This window comes from Actinomyces provencensis, assembly GCF_900155435.1.
Lineage (GTDB): Bacteria > Actinomycetota > Actinomycetes > Actinomycetales > Actinomycetaceae > Pauljensenia > Pauljensenia provencensis.
Map to the genome: position 1 here is coordinate 2,748,554 of NZ_LT700212.1, position 16,424 is coordinate 2,764,977.

The 16,424-nt window shown below is 70.1% G+C and carries 13 protein-coding genes; 4 read left to right on the forward strand and 9 right to left on the reverse strand.

The window, feature by feature from the left end:
* Positions 1-101: 101 nt before the first annotated feature.
* The 4 genes from BQ9890_RS12025 to BQ9890_RS12040 all read right to left on the reverse strand — a co-directional run bounded on the left by BQ9890_RS12025 (position 102) and on the right by BQ9890_RS12040 (position 3,665).
* Positions 102-635: a DUF4282 domain-containing protein gene (locus BQ9890_RS12025; protein WP_075891795.1), complete on the reverse strand. Its 534-nt coding sequence runs from the start codon at positions 633-635 to the stop codon at positions 102-104.
* Positions 636-916: 281 nt separating this feature from the next.
* The gene (locus tag BQ9890_RS12030) at positions 917-1,846 is read right to left on the reverse strand and encodes a 2-hydroxyacid dehydrogenase (RefSeq protein ID WP_143226339.1); all 930 of its coding nucleotides are present in this window, start codon (positions 1,844-1,846) and stop codon (positions 917-919) included.
* 41 nt (positions 1,847-1,887) lie between these two features.
* The gene (locus tag BQ9890_RS12035; RefSeq protein ID WP_075893166.1) at positions 1,888-2,718 is read right to left on the reverse strand and encodes an alpha/beta hydrolase; all 831 of its coding nucleotides are present in this window, start codon (positions 2,716-2,718) and stop codon (positions 1,888-1,890) included.
* Positions 2,719-2,966: 248 nt separating this feature from the next.
* The gene (locus tag BQ9890_RS12040; RefSeq protein WP_075891797.1) at positions 2,967-3,665 is read right to left on the reverse strand and encodes a deoxynucleoside kinase; all 699 of its coding nucleotides are present in this window, start codon (positions 3,663-3,665) and stop codon (positions 2,967-2,969) included.
* 308 nt (positions 3,666-3,973) lie between these two features.
* On the opposite strand from BQ9890_RS12040, the gene BQ9890_RS12045 reads away from it, so the two are divergent.
* The 4 genes from BQ9890_RS12045 to BQ9890_RS12060 all read left to right on the forward strand — a co-directional run bounded on the left by BQ9890_RS12045 (position 3,974) and on the right by BQ9890_RS12060 (position 9,607).
* Positions 3,974-4,852, forward strand: a complete 879-nt coding sequence (locus BQ9890_RS12045; RefSeq protein WP_075891799.1) for a serine protein kinase RIO — start codon at positions 3,974-3,976, stop codon at positions 4,850-4,852.
* Between the two features lie 149 nt (positions 4,853-5,001).
* Positions 5,002-6,267: a sigma-70 family RNA polymerase sigma factor gene (locus BQ9890_RS12050; protein ID WP_075891801.1), complete on the forward strand. Its 1,266-nt coding sequence runs from the start codon at positions 5,002-5,004 to the stop codon at positions 6,265-6,267.
* Positions 6,268-6,320: 53 nt separating this feature from the next.
* Entirely contained in the window at positions 6,321-8,405 is a 2,085-nt protein-coding gene (locus BQ9890_RS12055; protein ID WP_075891803.1) for a GmrSD restriction endonuclease domain-containing protein, read from the forward strand.
* Positions 8,406-8,524: 119 nt separating this feature from the next.
* Entirely contained in the window at positions 8,525-9,607 is a 1,083-nt protein-coding gene (locus BQ9890_RS12060) for a Gfo/Idh/MocA family protein (protein WP_075891805.1), read from the forward strand.
* 223 nt (positions 9,608-9,830) lie between these two features.
* On the opposite strand, the gene BQ9890_RS12065 is transcribed toward BQ9890_RS12060, so the two are convergent.
* The 5 genes from BQ9890_RS12065 to BQ9890_RS12085 form a co-directional block, all read right to left on the reverse strand.
* Positions 9,831-11,792, reverse strand: coding sequence for a histidine-type phosphatase (locus BQ9890_RS12065; RefSeq protein ID WP_230297930.1), 1,962 nt, complete (start codon positions 11,790-11,792; stop codon positions 9,831-9,833).
* Between the two features lie 246 nt (positions 11,793-12,038).
* Positions 12,039-12,671, reverse strand: coding sequence for a DUF1345 domain-containing protein (locus BQ9890_RS12070; RefSeq protein WP_075891807.1), 633 nt, complete (start codon positions 12,669-12,671; stop codon positions 12,039-12,041).
* A 10-nt stretch (positions 12,672-12,681) separates the two neighbouring features.
* Positions 12,682-13,497, reverse strand: coding sequence for a trehalose-phosphatase (gene otsB, locus BQ9890_RS12075; protein WP_075891809.1), 816 nt, complete (start codon positions 13,495-13,497; stop codon positions 12,682-12,684).
* Entirely contained in the window at positions 13,487-15,169 is a 1,683-nt protein-coding gene (locus BQ9890_RS12080) for an alpha,alpha-trehalose-phosphate synthase (UDP-forming) (RefSeq protein WP_075891811.1), read from the reverse strand. Before BQ9890_RS12080 ends, otsB begins: the two co-directional genes overlap by 11 nt.
* A gap of 750 nt (positions 15,170-15,919) precedes the next feature.
* Complete coding sequence (locus BQ9890_RS12085) at positions 15,920-16,417, reverse strand: YbaK/EbsC family protein (RefSeq protein ID WP_075891813.1); 498 nt, start codon at positions 16,415-16,417, stop codon at positions 15,920-15,922.
* Positions 16,418-16,424 lie beyond the last annotated feature (7 nt).

The following is a 16,424-nucleotide window of genomic DNA, read 5'->3' on the forward strand; positions in this document are numbered from 1 at the left end:
GTCGCGCCCGCAGCCGACCCGGATGCCGACCCGATGCGTGTCTGGGGGCACGCTAACCCTGCGGGGACGGGGCGGCAACAGGTACGTGCACGGATGCGATCTCAGTGGCGGTCGACCAGTTCCGAGGTGTTCTGGGAGGTGCGGATGATCGCGATGACGAACTCGATGGACAGGCGGAAGGTGATGATCCAGATCAGGGGTGGGATCCACCCCAGCAGGATCGCGGCGACGAGGACCCCGCCGCCCTGGCCGCTGCCTGCCACGACGATGCCCGAGATGATCTCCATCAGCCAGAAGAGCGCCGCCACGGCGATGCCCAGCATGTAGATGAAGCTCGCGAACTTCAGGGTGACGAAGTGGCGGAACTGCATGTCGAAGAGCGCCTTGAAGAATCCGGGCCCGTCCGAGGGGCTCGGGAAGGCACCTGAGGACCTCTGGGGGCCGGGGGACGGAGCGCCGGCGGGCTGGCCCTGGGGGGAACCGTAGGGCTGTCCCTGGGGCGAACCGTAGGTCTGCGCCGGCGGGACGTCGGCGGACTGTCCGGGAGGTGTCCCGTAGGGCTGCTGCGGGGACGTGCCGTAGGGGTCGCGCGGATCCGAGGGTGGTGGGGTGGTGGGGGGAGGCGGAGTGCTCATGTCGGTGACCTTCCGGTTGTGTCGGGAGTGGCATCCAGTGCTGTGTGTGGCGTGTGGTCCGTGGTGTGCGGCCTGTGGTGACGCCTCGCGTGACGGGAACGTGACCCGGGACGAGGGCGTCGCCGGACCCCGTCACTGACTCCTGCCTACCACATTGTGGCCGGAGTCACAGCGCGGGCCCGGAGTGCGGAGTACCGGGACGTCGGTGGGGGGACGTCCACGTCCGGGCACCGGATGCGGGCGGGGCGGGGAGCCCGTCGTCTGCTCCTTCTGCTGCTCGCTCAGCCTCTCGCGACGACGTTCTCGGGCTCCTCCCCGGCCAGGAGGTGCTCGATCTGGCGCCTGACGAGCCGCGCGATGCGGGGGTACGTGGCGTCGGTGTTGCCTCCCTGGTGGGCGGTGATCAGCACACCGGGAGCGTGCCAGAGCGGGTGGTCGGAGGGCAGGGGTTCCGGATCGGTGACGTCCAGGGCCGCACGCAGGCGGCGCGTGCGCAGCTCGGCGAGGAGTGCATCGGTGTCCACCACCCGCCCTCGTGCGACATTGACCAGGAGCGCACCGTCCTTCATCCGTGCGAGGAGCTGTGCGTCGAAGAGATGGTCCGTGCCCGCGTTGAGCGGGACCGCGAGGATGACGACATCGGCCGAGGGGAGCAGGTCGGGGAGGTCGGCGAGGGCGTGGACCTGCACGCCGTCCTGGACGCGGGCGTGGTGGGCCACGGGGGTGATGGTCACCTCGAAGGGCTCCAGTCGGTCCGCGATGGCCCGGGCGACCGACCCGTAACCCACCAGGACCACGTGGCGGTCGGCCAGTGCCGGGCCGAAGGGGTTGTGCCACTCCCCGCGGTCCATGGCGCGGACCGCGTCGGGGATGCCGCGCTGGGCGGCCAGGGTGAGGGCGAGGGTGAGCTCGGCGGTGCCGGCCGACTGCACGCCGCGCCCGTTGCACAGGGTGACGCCGGGGGGCAGGTGCCCCACGGCGTGCTCGAACCCGGCGCTGGGCAGCCACACGTAACGCAGGTGGGGCAGGGTGGTGAGGACGTCGAATGCACCGGGCCGTGAGAAGTAGTGCGGCACCTCCACGGCGGTGACGCGTTCGGCGACCTCGGCGGGCAGCGGTGCGGAGAGGTCCCAGTGGACCAGGTCCACGCGGTCGCGCAGATCGGCGAGGCGCTGCTCGATGTCCTCGTCGGGAAGGGTGACGGTCAGCATGTCGGGACTCCTGGGTGGTGCGGGGTGTGGTGCGGAGGACCTCATGGCAGTGGGAGCCAGTCGAGGACCCGTCGGACCTGGGTGTCCCACAGGCCCCATTCGTGGACCCCGTCGGGATACTCCACATGTGGATCGGCGCCCGCGGCGCGTGCAGCCGCCACGAAGTGCTCGGAGTGGGAGAGGAGTTCGTCCTGGCGGCCGCACGAGACCCACAGGGCGGGCAGGGCCGAGGCATCCGAGTGGCCGAGCAGCGCCAGCAGGTCGTTGTCCCCACCCGGGGTGAAGTGGCCGTCGAAGACCCGGTCGCGCACATCGGGGGCGAAGTCGAGGAAGGGAGAATCCGCGTCGAGGCCGCCGCTGAGGGCACCACCGGAGAGGTCACCGGCGCGCGCGGCGAGGTCGAGGGCACCGGAGAGGCTGGCTGCTGCGGCGAAGCGGTCCGGGTGGGACAGCGCCCATCGCATGGCACCGTATCCGCCCATGGACAGTCCCGCCACGAAGGTGTCCTCGCGACGTGTGGACACCCGGAAGAAGCGGTGGACCACCTCGGGGAGCTCCTCGGACAGGAACGTCCAGTAGGCACTGCCGTGGGCTTCGTCCTGGTAGAAGCTGCGCCCCGCACGCGGCATGACCACGGCGAGGCCCTTCTCCGCGGCGTAACGGTCGATCGAGGTGCGGCGCAACCAGATCGACTCGTCGTCGGAGAGCCCGTGGAGCAGGTAGAGGAGCGGTGGGCCCGCGGGGTCGTCGGGGGCCTGCGCCCCGCCCCCACCCAAGCCGATCAGTGTCCGGGGATGCTCCGGCAGGATCACCGTCATCGCGGTGGAGACCTGCAGGGCATCGGAGTGGAAGTGGACGTCCAGCACAGCCATGGGGACCCTCCTCGTCACCGTCCCGACCATCATGGCAGCCCAGGTGGGGTGCGGGCAGCGGCGTCCGGGGAGTCCGACCTGTGGAAGGTCGTAGGAGGAGTCGCACTGCCCGGTGTCCGGCATCCTCCACGAGAGCCCGGCCGGCCCCCGAATCCGGGGCAGGCACCGGAACTGCTCGATCGTCGCGGCACCCGCGTAGTGCCCGCTCCCGAATCCGGGGCAGGCACGCTCCCCGGGACGCGGGTTGCTCAGTCGGTCCGACCCAACGCCTCCCGGACCCTCGCCACCACCTCGGCCCGTTCCGCAGGATTCCCCTCGAAGTCCTCGTGGTCGCCGTCGATGACCAGCAGTGGACTGGCGTCGTACTCCTGCTCCCACTGGTCGTAGTGGCGGAGCAGGTCTCGGTAGTAGTCCTCCAGTCCGGGATCGACCTCCGGCTGTTCGAAGGGACGGCCCCGCTTGCGGATGTGGCGCATCATCGTCCCGAACGAGACCCTGATGAGGACCATGAGGTCCGGGGACTTCCGGTACGGCGCACCCTCCAGGTCCTCCATCATGTTCGCGAACAGGGCGTTGTACGTCTCCCACTCGACCTCACTGACGTTGCCGCGGTCGTGGTTCATGCCCATGAACACGCGGTCCTCGTAGATCGAGCGGTCCAGGATGGTGTCCTGACCGGTCTCCCTCTCGCGCTCGCGGGCCCTCTTGATCGCGGCGAACCGGCGGTTCAGCAGGTAGACCTGCATGAGGAAGGCGTAGGGATTGCGGGCATCCGCCTCCCCTGCGGCCCGCCGGGCGTCGGCGATCGCGTTGCCCCGGTAGAAGTCGTCGATGACGGGGTTGTCGTCGACGGGCTCGTAGACGGCCAGCGCTCCGAGATCCTCGGCGAGGATGCCGGTGAGCACGGTCTTGCCGCTCCCGATCGGTCCCGCGAGTGTGATCAGCATGTCCCGTCCTCCCGGAGCGTGTCGCAGCGCGATTCCACTGCCATTGTCCGGCGCGTGGCACGGGGCCACCAGCGCTGGCACCCCGGCGTGGGCCCATCGGCGCGCCCGGGGTGTTGACCGCTGCGCCGCTGCGGTGCCAGCATGGGGTCGTCGCCACGCAGCACCGCGGCCGACGAAGTCCCGCAGTGATCCCACGGAAGGAGCAGACCATGGCTGTCCACGCGTTCACCCATGCCCTCCCTTCCCCCCGGGCCCTCTGACGCTCCACCACCACTTCCGGAGCAGGGCCCTCCTCATCAGGAGATCACATGCCCTCGTCCGTCGACTGGGACGCACTTCGCCTTTCCTTCACCCGAACACCTGACCTCGACGAGGACCAGCGATGGTCCACGTGGGAGCAGACCGCCCACACCGTCGACCGCGGACCCCAGCCCTTCCCCTCCTGGGTCGTCCAGCACAGCGGCGCCATCGACACCGAACTCGGTGTCCTCAAGACCGGCAAGGAGGCCGACGCCTTCCTCATCGAACGTGCCCTCCCCGCCGGGCAACGCACCGGGGCACCCGGGGAGTCCGTCCTCATGGTGGCCAAGCGCTACCGCACGGCCGAGCACTCGTCCTTCCGACGCTCCCAGGACTACGCCCAGGGACGCCGGGTGCGTGACTCCCGGGAGATGCGTGCCATGGCGCGCGGGACCGCGTTCGGCCGGGAGGCCGCCTCCGGCTCCTGGGCGCGCACCGAGTTCGACCTGCTCTCGACCATGTGGGGGGCGGGCCTGCCCGTGCCCTACCCCGTGCAGATCGTGGGGACCGAGGTCTGCATGGAGTACATCGGGGACGAGGGCGACGCCGCCCCGCGTCTGGCCGAGTCCGCCCCGGCGACCCCCCGTGAGGCGTGCGCCTGGCGGGACCAGTTGCGGGAGGCGGTCATCGGCTTGGCGGGACTGGGCCTCGCCCACGGTGACCTGTCCGCCTACAACGTCCTCGTGGACAACCGACCGGGGTCCGGGGGACAGCTCGTGGTCATCGACGTGCCGCAGGCCGTGGACCTGGTGGGCAACCCCGCCGGGATCGACTTCCTGGCCCGGGACTGCCGCAACCTCTGCGCCTGGCTGTCCTCGCGCGGCGTGGTGGTCGACCCGGAGGAGTGGCTTCGTGATGCGCTCGCGGCCGCCGGGTTGCATGTCTGAGAGCGGTCGGCGGCGCCCGGCGGCGCAGTTCTCCGGTCGCCTCGCACGTGACCTGCCCGAGGACTTCGTCGTCGGGTCCCCGTGTCGCTGCGGGGGTGTGCGGGTCCCAACTGCACCCAGATGCGCATGGAGGGACATACGGTCAGTCCATGACGGTCATCGACGACAGCCCACGGTCCGGTGGCGGGACCCGCCTCCTGGATGTGCCCCTGGGCGAAGGACCGGGGGTCGGCGTGGGCGCACTCGACGACGAGGAACTCCGGCAGCTCCTGTCCCGTGTGGACCGGCTCGATGGGGCGCCCTCGTCAGTGGGCACCCCGCGCCCACCCCGCGCCCGGCACCTCGAACGGGGGGTGCTCCCGAGCGAGACCCCGTGGGACCTGGTCGTGAGGTGGGCGGAGGACCTGCCGCTGGGTCCCTCCACGATGTTCGACCACCCACTGCTCGATGCCGACCAGGAGCGTGTCCTCAGCGACCGCATCCAGGCGGGGGTCCGGGCTGCCACCGGGATCGAGCAGCACGCCACCCGTACCGCGAGGAGGGCCATCCGGGAGGGGCACCGGGCCATGGAGATCCTCGTGCGCGCCAACCTGCGCCTGGTCCGGGTCATGTCGACGAGGATCCCTTCCGGCATGCCGGAGGAGGACCTCGTCTCACTCGGCACCCTGGGTCTCCTGCGTGCGACCCTGACGTTCGACCCCGACCGTGGCAGGTTCTCCACGTACGCGACGTGGTGGATCAGGCAGAGCGTCACCCGCGGCGTCGACGACACCGAACGTCTCATCCGGATCCCGGTTCACGTGATGGACAGGCTGCGCAGCAGTCGGCGTGTCGAACGGGAGATGACGGCTGCCCTGGGTCGCGGACCGAGCCGCGAGGAGCTCGCTGCCGAGTGCGGCACGGACGCCGCCACGCTCGCCTGGCTCGAACTGGTCAGTCGGCCGACCCTGAGCCTCGACGACTGGGTGGGGCACGAGGAGTCCGACTCCCGACCCACGGGCTGGTGGTCGATCCTCTCCGCCACCGACATCGAGGGGAGCGATCCCTGCGCGGAGGCGGACGAACGCCTGTGCGCCCGGGGTGTCGTCGCCGCCCTGGACCGGTTCGAGCGGGACGTCGCTGCGGGTCTGGCACAGTGCAGCGCACCGCGACCCATCGAACGGTCCGTCGGGATGCTGCGCCTGCGCGTCGGCCTCGTGGACGGAGAGGAGTGGACGCTGGAGCGGATCGGCCAACGCTTCGGTGTCACCCGGGAACGGGTCCGCCAGATCCTGGTGCGCCTGACGGCCGACCCCGAGCTCCGTCGACGCATGGCTGCCGCTGCCGACATCCCACTTCCCGGTGACGAGGGCGGGGCGGACCCTGCGCGGTCGGACGTCGGCGGACCCGCAGGCCGCACGCGCCTACCATCGTGATGGGTCAGCGGGTGTCGTTGATTGACCGGAGAACCCTGGAGGAGTCGGAGGACATGGCACTGTCTGCAGAGGAGCAGCCTCTCAATCGTGTCTTCTCGCGGGACTACCAGTTCCGGATGCCCGTGTTCCAGCGCCCCTACTCGTGGGGTGTCGAGCAGGCGCTGCAGTTGCTCGACGACGTCACCGAGTCCAGTTCACAGTCGAGGTCCCCGTACTTCCTCGGGTCGATCGTCCTGCTGCGCGACCCCTCTGATGGGCGTGTCCGCGACGTCATCGACGGACAACAGCGCCTGACCACCCTGACGATCCTCCTCGCCGTGTTGCGCGAGTTGGAGGAGAGGGCGGACGTCCGCGACGGACTGGACCACATGATCAACGAGTCCGGACAGGTCCTCCAGGGGATCGCACCGGGTCCGCGCCTGGAGCTGCGCGACACGGACCGGTCCTTCTTCCGGTACACCGTGCAGGACGGCGACCTCGAGGCACTCTTCGACCTCCGGGGAAGCGACCTCACCTCGGTGGCCCAGCGCCACATCTTCGAGAACACGCGCGCGCTCTTCGACTCACTGTCCACCGACCGCACGCCGGAGGAGCGTCGCGCCCTGGCCGTCCACCTGTCGAACCAGGTGTTCCTGGTCGTGATCTCCACCGACGACCTCGCCAGTGCACACAGGGTCTTCTCCGTGCTCAACACCAGAGGACTGCCACTGACGGCCGGGGACATCCTCAAGTCGCAGATCGTGGGATCGCTCCCGAGGGAGATCCAGGACCGGTACTCGCGTACGTGGGACGACCTGGCGGACTCCTTCGGTGGAAGTCTCGACACCTTCCTCCACCACGTGCTCACCGTGCGCACGCACCGAGAGGCGCAGGACAACCTGGTCGAGGACTTCCGCACGCGTGTGCTCCCCACCATTCCCGATGGTGGGATGCAGTCGTTCCTGGACCGGGTGATCATTCCCCTGGCCGGGGCGATGCGCGCCGTCACCTCGGGATCGTGCGAGGGGATGGGTCCCGGTGTGGCCGACTCCCTGCGCCGGCTCGGTGAGTTCGGGACCACCGACTGGATCCCCGTCGCCATGGTCATCATCGACCGTTGGGGCGTGAACTCCCCGACCTCGGCCGACCTGCTCGCCCGCCTCGAACGAGTGGTGGGTGTGGACACCGTCGCCGCCCGCACCCGCCCCCAACGTCGTCAGCGCGTGGTGCAGCTCCTCGACACCCTCGACGCCCTGGACCCGGCCGGTGCAGGAGAGGCCGGCGAGGGCGGAGCCCCGATGGGGTCAGGTGTCCAGGACCCCGACGCCAGGAGTGGGGGCTTCGCCATTGACGACAATGAGCGCCGTAGGGCCCTGCTCAATCTGCGGGGTGAGGTGACAGCGAATGCCCCGATCACGCGGATCGTCCTCGAACGCGCCAACGAGCAGCTCAGCACCAGTGGTGGTCCAGGGGCCCGCGCGCGCACCATCCGTGTCGTGCGGTTGATCCCCACGTCACCGTCTCCGGACTCCTCGTGGCGCAGGCTGACGGAGGCCACGCGTGAGTACTGGACCAACCGCGTGGCGAACATGGCACTCACGACGCAGACGGAAGCGCGGATCCGTGACGTCGACGGGTTCGCCGAGCGGGTCGCTCGCATCGTCACCCCTGCCGTCGAGGATCTCGGTCTCACAGCGGAGCTGACCTCCATCAGGGAATGGACACCCGAGGTGCTGCAGCGCAGGGAGGACAGGATCGTCGAGGCGCTGGCCGACCACTGGCAGATCCGGCACGACAGTGAGGGGATCGACCTGGCTGCCCTGGGGGAGCAGGAACTGTTGCGCGGTCCGGGTGTGGGACGGGGACGCGTGTCCCGGCGCATCCGGACGGCCGAGGTGGTGAGGGCAGGGTTGCTGGCGGTCGGCGACGTGCTCGTGTGGCAGCGCGCCTCCGACGGCAGGGAGTACCGGGTGACCGTGACGGAGACCGGTGGCTACCGCCTGCCGAACGGGAAGGTCGCCGAGACCCCTTCAGGCGCTGTGCGCCTGATCACCGGGGAGAGCCGCAATGGCCTGCGGCTGTGGCGGAGGGACGCCGACGGGCGTCTGCTCGGCGACATCTGGAAGGTCTACCGCCAGCGGGTTCTGGGTACCGAGTAGGGACGGCCCGTGTCCCGGACCGGAGGCGCGGATTCGGGACGGGTACCGGGGGTGCCCTCTCCACGACGCGCACCCGATCCGGCACCACCCGCTACCATCCCTGGCATGGGGACCCAACGATGAGCGTGCGCATCGGCGTGGTCGGCGGGGCGTGGCGGGCGCAGTTCTTCGGTCGCCTCGCACGTGACCTGCCCGAGGACTTCGAGCTGGTCGGCATGACCGCACGCACGTCGGCGACGCGTGGGGCCTGGGGGCAGGCATTCGGGTGTCCGACCCATGACACGGTCGGGGAGCTCGTGGCGGACGCACGACCGGACCTGGTGGTCGTGGCGGTGTCGCACCCGTCCAACGAGGACGTGATCCGCGAGGTGGTCGACACGGGAGCCCACGTCCTGGCCGAGACACCACCCGCCGCGGATGTGTCGGGTCTGCGTCGGCTGTGGCACGACGTCGGCGCCACGGGGCGCGTGCAGGTCGCGGAACAGTACCCACTCCTGCCCGGCCACGCGGCCAGGCGTGCGGTCGTGGAACGTGGGACGATCGGCGAGGTGACGCAGGTCCAGGTCTCCTCGACCCACGGCTACCACGCGGTCGCGCTGATCCGCAGCTTCCTGGGAGCCGGGTTCGGTCCCGCAACGGTCACCGCGCACCGACACGTCGCACCCCTGCTGGACCCCGAGGACCGTTCCGGGTGGCGCGCCGACCCGCAGGAGTGCCGGGCGACCACGACCCTGGCGGTGCTGGACCTGCCGGAGGGGACGGGCCTGTACGACTTCACCGACAACCAGTGGCACAACCGGCTGCTGCACCGTCGCATCCTCATCCGCGGCACCCGGGGCGAGATCCGGGACGACTCCGTCCTGCACCTGCCCGAACCGGAGACGATCGTGCGCTCGTCCATCGACCGTGCCCAGCTGGGCCACGACCTGGACCTGGACGGGTACGACACCTCGCACCTGACCTTCGAGGGCAGCGTCGTCCACCGCAACCCCTTCCTGGGCGCGCGCCTGGCGGATGAGGAGATCGCGATCGCCACCCTGGTGCGCGCGGCTGGGGCATGGGCCCGGGACGAGGGCGAGGCCCCCTGTCCGCTGGCCCAGGGACTCCAGGACCAGCTCCTCGCCCTGGCGATCGAGGAGAGCGCCCGGACCGCAACTGCTGTGCGCACTGCGGTCGAGCCGTGGGGGCGCACCGTGTCGTGAAGCCATGGGAGGCGTCAGCAGGGGGCAAGCCACGAGGGATGCTTCCATCGGAAGTCGAGCCGGCCAGAGGGGCCCGCGATCCGCTCGGGATCACCCAGGGGCAATCGGTCATGGTGTGAGCCCTCGCTCGGGGCACCAGCACCCGGCCCCCAGCATCCGGTCGCAATGACGCAGCCTCCGGAGGTTTCCCTCCGGAGGCTGCGGCCAGGCAACGCACCGGTGCTCAGGACCGGCGCAGGCGTGCCTTCCTGACAGCCAGGGCGGCGGCGCCGCTCACCAGTGCCAGGGCCGAGAGGACCCCGATCCCCACGGCATCGGACCCTGTCCGGGCCAGCGGCCCCTGTCCCGCGGACCCCTGGGCCGACACGGCCGTGGCGTCGCCGGTCGACCCCGTGGAGGTCGGCGTGGACGTGGTGGAGCCTCCCGTGACCGGTGCCGTCGAGGACCCGGTGGACGGCTCGGTGCTGGGCTCCCCGGACGTCCCGTCGGAGGGGTCCGGGGTCGGCGTGGCCTGTGCGTCGGCGGAGATGCGCGGGTCCTCATCGGTGTCGGTTCCCGAGAGGCAGCGCTTGAGCTCGGTCTCCTTGTACCAGGACGAACCCTCCGCCACCGGGGTGCAGGACGCGTTGAAGGGCACCTCGACCTCGTTGAGCAGCATGCGCACCACCGGCGTGTAGTCCGCACCGGTGGCCGGGTCGACCCCTTCCCGGGTCGCGGTGTCCCACTGGATGTTCGCGGCCATCGGGGTCACCGACTCGCCGCGCCACTCGTTGTTGTCATAGCTGTAGACGTCGTCCATGGACTGCGGGTCCGCGACGTCGGGCGCGGACTGGGTCGACCCCGGCGTGGCGATCAGGGCGGAGAAGGGGATGATCGTCTCCGCGTGGGCGAAGCGGAACGTGGCCGCCGCCCCCGCGCCTGCCAGGCGCTGGTCGATCGCGGAGAAGAAGTCCTCCAGAAGTGGCTCGGCGACGACGTAGGTCTCGTCGTGGCCCTCCAGGCTCGGGCCCTTCTCGTAGAAGTCCTCCGCGTCGAGCACGTAGGCGAACCACTCGGTGTCGGCCTCGTGACCGACGAAGTACTTCGTGAAGTCGAAGGAGTGGTCGCCGGTGTTCTCGGCCTCCATGTCGGCGCCGATGATCAGGAGGTTGTAGAGATCCATCGCGGCATCGACGGGTGTCTTGATCTTCTTCGACGCCTCCCCGCAGGCGTCCGGGTCCTGTGCGGGGTCGGCGTTCGGTGCGCAGTTCAGGGCACCGTTCTTCGACCCGTCGACGGTGTTGTACCAGACGTGGCCGTCGGTTCCGATGCTCTCGACGAACTCCTCCGTGAAGATGCCCGAGAGCAGGTCCAGGGCGCTCTCCTCGCTGCGGGGCTGGGACTGGATGAAGTCGATGGCGGCAGCGATGGTCCCACCGTCGTCGGTCTGGGTGGCGATGTAGTCCTGGTAGGCGGAGGCGAGGTCGTACGAGGTCGTCCCCGGTTGCTTCTCGCTCCCGTCCGGGTTCTCCAGCTTGTGGAAGTAGAGCAGGTCGGGGGTGCTCCCCATGGCGGAGACGTTGTCGGCGAGCGAGCCGCCGGAGGCTCCCACCAGGCCGGAGACGAAGCTCGTCCCTGACTCGGTGGCGCGGGCCTCCCCGGAGGACTCGACGGTGATCGTGTCGTCGGCCAGGTCCGCCGCGGTGAAGAGCGCCCGGTTGCGCTCGAACGCGCGTGCCCCGATGCCCTGTTGCTGCTGGATGCCCTGCCCGGTGAGCATCCCGTAGCCGTTGTCGACATTGGCGGCGATGATCGCCTCGAGGTCGGCGAAGAAGGCGTCGCGCACCTCCGGCGACACGAAGGCGTCCTCGGCATCCGCCGTGCGGGCCATCTGCATGAGGAGCGCGTCGTACTTGTAGGAGGAGAGGCCCCGGGACCCGTGGCGGCCCAGGGACTGCGTCTGGACGACGGTGTACCCGTCGGGGGCCTGGGAGTAGGCGGCGATGTCCGATTCCGAAGGCTCCACGTAGGGCTGCTTGGAGCTGTGGTGGAGCGTGGCCGGCGCGCTGTTCTCCTCGGCCTGTGCGGCGGCGGGGAGGATGACCGCGCTGGCCGTGACGCCCAGGGTTGCGGCGAGGGCGATGAGCGAGCGGCGGGAGCGGGGAGTGCGGTGGTCGGTGGGCGGGTGGCTCGGTGAGGATGTCATGGGATCTTCCGGGTCGCGTGGTGCCGCACCGCTGGGAGCGCGGCAGTCGGACGTCCGGATTCTCACGACCCGCAGTGGCGCCCAGGTGTCGGGCAGGTGAACGAGGGTGTGCCCGCCCGTGCTCCCCGCCCGTCGCGCCCGCTCAGGAGTCCGCCCGGAATGTCCTCTGACGAGGGCGGACAGGTGTCGGGTGCGCCCTCGTGCCCGGGGCTCCCACCGGGGGACGGGCCCCCGGTGTGGGCACTCTCACCCCGCGATCAGCTGGCTGAGCAGGTTGATCGTCGAGGCCACCACGACGGTCCCCAGCAGGTAGGAGATCAGCCCCTGGTTGAGCGCCATTCGACGGAACTCCTTGGTGGCCAGGTTCGTGTCGGAGACCTGGAAGGTCATGCCCAAGGTGAAGGCCAGGTAGGCGAAGTCCCGATAGTCGGGGGAGGCGTCGCCGTTGAAGTCCACGCCGGACCCGCCGCCGGCGTAGTACGCGTGTGCGTAGCGCAGGCAGAACAGGGTGTGGACCGCCGACCAGGACGCCAGGATGCCCAGCACCCCCAGCACCGCACTGGCCACCACGTCCGAGCGTTCCGTCAGGACCAGGAGCAGCATCAGACCCGCGATGCTGGCCAGGCAGGACAGGATCAGCAGGGTGTCGTCGATCCCCCGGCCCGGGTCGTTGTCCCGCGCGTGCCTGCGCGTCTCCTCGGAATCCAGACGGAACACGAGGAACCAGGTCGACAGGGTGAACAGCCCCGCGGCCACCACCCAGCCGCCCATCAGTCCCAGGGCGAGGTGCCCGGCCAGGCCTGCGCCGACGGAGGTCAGCACCCCGGTGGCCAGGCTCGTCAGCAACCGCGCCCGCATCGACTCCCTGAACAGGTTCATGGTGCCGACCCTAGGGCGAAGTCGGGCGGGTCCTCTCCCGTGCCCCCGCCAGACGCTCCAGCACGGTCGGGACCGCCTCGATCCCCGGGACGCTGTGGGCCGCCGCAGTGGGGCCGTCACCCACGTGCACACCGACGTCGCCGGGGACCAGTGAGCGGAACGCGCGTTCATCGGTGGTGTCGTCACCCGCGTAGAAGACGGCGTCGGCACGCACCTGCGCGCGCAGACGTGACAGCGCGCGGCCCTTGTCGCCGCGCAGTACGGCCAGCTCGACGACCCGTTTGCCACCCAGCACGTCCACGCGGCACGTGTCGGTGGCGGAGTCGTCCGCAGCGGCCGGGTCCCCGGCCGCGGCGCGTGCCTGTTCCTCCAGGGCCTCCGCGAGGTCCGCGTCCTCGACACCACGCGTGTGCAACGAGACGGAACTCGGTTTGCGTTCGACCCAGGCTCCCGGAGTGCCCGCAGCCAGCGCGGACAGGCGCTCGTCCAGTTCGACGAGGGCGGCACGCTGGGTGTCGTCGAGCCCGATGGGCGCGGTCGTGCCGTCGCCCAGGCGTGTCTCCAGACCGTGCGAACCCACCAGGACGGTCCCCGGGGGTGCTTCCGCGACCTCGGCGAGGGAACCCAGTGCCCGCCCCGAGACGAATGCGACCACGGTGTCGGGGAGCCGGAGGAGTCGGTGGACCGCCGCCATGGACTCCGGTGTCGCGCGTGAGGACGAGGGATCCAGCTGGAAGGGCGCGAGCGTCCCGTCGAAGTCGAGCCCGACGAGCAGGCGCGGTGCCCGGGCGATGCGGTCGAGGGCCTCCTCCAGCTCAGGACTCACGGGTGGTCCCCACCGTCGTCCGGGTCCCCTCGTCCGAGACCGTGTCCGGGGCACCGGTCCGGCCCGTGTGGTCGCCCTCGTCCGCGCCCGCTGCGAGGCGCTGCCCGCTCCTGTTCGCGCTCCCCGCGGCGAGGCGGGCACTCGTTGCCGCCTCGTCGAGGCGGTCGAGGAAGTCCCGGGTCCAGCGTTGCAGGTCATTGTGGGACACGGTGCGACGCAGGGAACGCATCCGGCTGCGCCTCTCGCGTTCCGGCATCCGGATGGCGCGCAGGGTCTGGGCCTTCACCCCGTCGATGTCGTGGGGATTGATGAGGAGGGCCTGTCGGAGTTCGTCGGCGGCGCCCGCGAACTCACTGAGGACCAGCACCCCGTCGTTGTCGACGCGGGTGGCGACGTACTCCTTGCACACGAGGTTCATCCCGTCCCGCAGGGCGTTGATCAACAGCACGTCGGAGGCCAGGTAGAAGGCGGCGAGCTCCCTGCGCGGCAGGGAACGGTGCAGGTAGTTGATGGCGGTGTGCCCGACCGTGGAGAAGTCCCCGTTGATGCGTGAGACCGCCAGCTCGATGTCGTCGCGGAGGTCCTGGTAGGTCTGGACGCGCTCGCGGCTGGGGACCGCGATCTCGACCATGACGGTGTCCTCGACGTCGATGCGGTGTTCGGCGAGGAGCTCCCCGTGGGCCTTGATGCGGTGCCGGATGCCCTTCGTGTAGTCGAGGCGGTCGACCCCCAGCAGGACCGTCTTCGGGTTGCCGAGTTCGCGGCGGATCTCCCGGGCACGTGCCCGGACCTGGGGATCGCGTCCCAGCTCGGCGAAGGAGGCGACGTCGATGGAGATCGGGAACGCGCCGAAGGAGACGGGCCTGGTGGTCTCGGCTCCGCGGTCGGAGGTGTCGTGGGGTCCGGACTGGCCGGCTTCGCCACCGAACTCGGCGCCTGCGGGGGTCTCGATGATGCCGTGGTGCACGGTGTAGCCGAGCAGGCGTCGCACGGTCTGGGCGAAGTTGCGGGCGTCCTCGGCGCGTTGGAAGCCGATGAGGTCGGCACCCAGGAGTCCTTCGAGGATCTGGCGTCGCCACGGCAGCTGGGAGTAGATGCCGGGAGGGGGGAAGGGGATGTGGTTGAAGAAACCGATGGAGACGTCCGGGCGCAGCTCGCGCACCATGTGCGGCACCAGCTGCAGCTGGTAGTCCTGCACCCACACGCGCGCCCCGGGTTCGGCGGCGTCGGCCACCGCCTGGGCGAAGCGGCGGTTGACGGTCCGGTAGGACTCCCACCAGTCGCGGTGGTACTCGGGTGGGGCGATGACCTCGTGGTAGAGCGGCCACAGCGAGGCATTGGAGAAGCCCTCGTAGTAGCGCTGCATCTCGTCCTCACTCAGCGTGATGGGGACGACGGTGAACGGACGGCCCAAGGTGGTGCCGGTCGTCTCGAAGGGTTCCATCGACTCGTCCGCGATCCCGAGTGAGCCGATCCAGACCCCGCCGCTGCGTTCCACCACCGGTTCCAGTGCGGTGACGAGACCGCCGGGGGAGCGTTCCCAGTGCCATTCGCCTGCTTCGTCGCGGCTCCCCTCCACCGGGAGCCGGTTGGAGACGACCACCAGGGACGATCGCGTCTGGGGTGGGGTGCGGGACTCCTCGTCCTGGCGTGGTGCGTGTGATTCAGTCACGTGCCTACTCCTCCGGGGCGCCGCAGCCCGGCGCTCGGGCCGGCGACAACCGCGCTCCCACCTTATCGGCGGGTTTCCCACATCTCTCGGGGAGATCCGGCAGGGTCAGGGCGCCCCGGAGGGGTGGGGGCCGGTGGATCCGGTGCTCCGGAGGGATGGGGGCCGGTGGATCCGGTGCTCCGACAAGGGTGCCGTCGAACGCCACCCAGGTACTGGTTGAGGAGATGGACACCGGTCGTCGGAGTCAACCGACGGGCGTCCCAGGCGTCGCCGCGCGAAGTGACCCCAACGAGTTTCAGTGACGTGTGCCGTGCGTGTCGGTACAGGTCACTGAATGTTGGAGGTGTCGGGGGTGTGTTCGGGTGGTGGTCTGTGCAGAAGTCTGCTGTGACCTGGAGTGATGTGTGTGGTGTGTGTCGGGGGTGCGGGGTGGGTCGGTGTGTGTGCCCTGAGTTTCAGTGACGTGTGCCCTTCGCGTCGGCACAGGTCACTGAATCTTGGAGGTGTCGGGGGTGTGTTCGGGTGGTGGTCTGTGCAGAAGTCTGCTGTGACCTGGAGTGATGTGTGTGGTGTGTGTCGGGGGTGCGGGGTGGGTCGGTGTATGTGCCCTGAGTTTCAGTGACGTGTGCCCTTCGCGTCGGCACACGTCACTGAATGCTGGAAGTGTCGGGGTGCCGGGGTGCCGGGGTGCCGGGGTGCCGAGGTGCCGAGGTGCCGGGGTGCCGGGACCCGAGTTGTAGGTGTCGCGTCTCAGGCGGCGGAGACCGCGGACGCCACGGTGGAGACCGTGACCCACTGGGGCCCGCCGGTGACCCGCTCCAGCTCTGCACAGCTCAGCTCGATGGCGGAATGGTCGTTTCCGCAGGCGGGGAACACCGTCGCGAAACGCTGCAGCGAGGTGTCCAGGTACACCCTCGCGGCAGGCGGGTTGGCGAAGGGACACACGCCTCCGGGCCTGTGGCCGGTGAGGTGCTCGACCTCATCGCCGCGGAGCATGTGGGCCTTCACGCCGAACGTCCGTTTGAAGGATCCGTTCTGCACCCGGGCGTCGCCGGCCATGACGACCAGGATCGCCGTGTCGGGCTCCGGCCCACGGAAGCTCAGGGTCTTCGCGATGCGTGCCGGTTCGACGCCGAGGGCCGCGGCCGCCGCCTCCACGGTGGCGGTGCCCACCGACTCCGGAGTCACGATGACGTCGTCGACGTGGCCGCGTTCCGCGAGGTAACGCCGAGCGGTCTCGAGTGACATGGGGTCT

Bases quoted from the DNA above. Each gene is read 5' to 3' on its own strand.
- BQ9890_RS12025 (WP_075891795.1), bottom strand. From the start codon at position 635: ATGAGCACTCCGCCTCCCCCCACCACCCCACCACCCTCGGATCCGCGC.
- BQ9890_RS12030 (WP_143226339.1), bottom strand. From the start codon at position 1,846: ATGCTGACCGTCACCCTTCCCGACGAGGACATCGAGCAGCGCCTCGCC.
- BQ9890_RS12035 (WP_075893166.1), bottom strand. From the start codon at position 2,718: ATGGCTGTGCTGGACGTCCACTTCCACTCCGATGCCCTGCAGGTCTCC.
- BQ9890_RS12040 (WP_075891797.1), bottom strand. From the start codon at position 3,665: ATGCTGATCACACTCGCGGGACCGATCGGGAGCGGCAAGACCGTGCTC.
- BQ9890_RS12045 (WP_075891799.1), top strand. From the start codon at position 3,974: ATGCCCTCGTCCGTCGACTGGGACGCACTTCGCCTTTCCTTCACCCGA.
- BQ9890_RS12050 (WP_075891801.1), top strand. From the start codon at position 5,002: ATGACGGTCATCGACGACAGCCCACGGTCCGGTGGCGGGACCCGCCTC.
- BQ9890_RS12055 (WP_075891803.1), top strand. From the start codon at position 6,321: ATGGCACTGTCTGCAGAGGAGCAGCCTCTCAATCGTGTCTTCTCGCGG.
- BQ9890_RS12060 (WP_075891805.1), top strand. From the start codon at position 8,525: ATGAGCGTGCGCATCGGCGTGGTCGGCGGGGCGTGGCGGGCGCAGTTC.
- BQ9890_RS12065 (WP_230297930.1), bottom strand. From the start codon at position 11,792: ATGACATCCTCACCGAGCCACCCGCCCACCGACCACCGCACTCCCCGC.
- BQ9890_RS12070 (WP_075891807.1), bottom strand. From the start codon at position 12,671: ATGAACCTGTTCAGGGAGTCGATGCGGGCGCGGTTGCTGACGAGCCTG.
- BQ9890_RS12085 (WP_075891813.1), bottom strand. From the start codon at position 16,417: ATGTCACTCGAGACCGCTCGGCGTTACCTCGCGGAACGCGGCCACGTC.